This is a genomic window from Streptomyces sp. NPDC006923 (assembly GCF_040635655.1).
Taxonomy (GTDB): domain Bacteria; phylum Actinomycetota; class Actinomycetes; order Streptomycetales; family Streptomycetaceae; genus Streptomyces.
Genome location: NZ_JBEYIF010000078.1, coordinates 1 through 1,070, shown reverse-complemented (window position 1 = coordinate 1,070; position 1,070 = coordinate 1). Strand labels below are relative to the sequence as shown.

1 rRNA gene is annotated in these 1,070 nt (G+C 57.8%); it reads right to left on the bottom strand.

Annotation, left to right across the window (positions count from 1 at the left end):
* A 23S ribosomal RNA gene (locus tag ABZ707_RS33515) occupies positions 1 to 1,070 on the bottom strand; the annotation flags it as partial.

The window sequence follows — 1,070 nt, the reverse complement described above, 5'->3', positions numbered from 1 at the left end:
GCACGGATTTACCTGCACAACGCCCTACACCCTTACCCCGGGACAACCACCGCCCGGGCTGGACTACCTTCCTGCGTCACCCCATCGCTTACCTACTACCACCTCGGTTCAGCGGCTCCACCACTCCCCTTTGCCCGAAGGCTCCAGGACGGCTTCACGGCCTTAGCATAAATGGATTCGATACTGGGCGTTCCAAAGCGGGTACCGGAATATCAACCGGTTGTCCATCGACTACGCCTGTCGGCCTCGCCTTAGGTCCCGACTTACCCTGGGCAGATCAGCTTGACCCAGGAACCCTTAGTCAATCGGCGCACACGTTTCCCACGTGTGTATCGCTACTCATGCCTGCATTCTCACTCGTGAACCGTCCACCACTCGCTTCCACGGCAGCTTCACCCGGCACACGACGCTCCCCTACCCATCACAGCGGGCGTTGGCCCTCATGCTGCAATGACACGACTTCGGCGGTACGCTTGAGCCCCGCTACATTGTCGGCGCGGAATCACTTGACCAGTGAGCTATTACGCACTCTTTCAAGGATGGCTGCTTCTAAGCCAACCTCCTGGTTGTCTCTGCGACTCCACATCCTTTCCCACTTAGCGTACGCTTAGGGGCCTTAGTCGATGCTCTGGGCTGTTTCCCTCTCGACCATGGAGCTTATCCCCCACAGTCTCACTGCCGCGCTCTCACTTACCGGCATTCGGAGTTTGGCTAAGGTCAGTAACCCGGTAGGGCCCATCGCCTATCCAGTGCTCTACCTCCGGCAAGAAACACACGACGCTGCACCTAAATGCATTTCGGGGAGAACCAGCTATCACGGAGTTTGATTGGCCTTTCACCCCTAACCACAGGTCATCCCCCAGGTTTTCAACCCTGGTGGGTTCGGTCCTCCACGAAGTCTTACCTCCGCTTCAACCTGCCCATGGCTAGATCACTCCGCTTCGGGTCTTGAGCGCGCTACTAAAACGCCCTATTCGGACTCGCTTTCGCTACGGCTTCCCCACACGGGTTAACCTCGCAACACACCGCAAACTCGCAGGCTCATTCTTCAAAAGGCACGCAGTCACGAC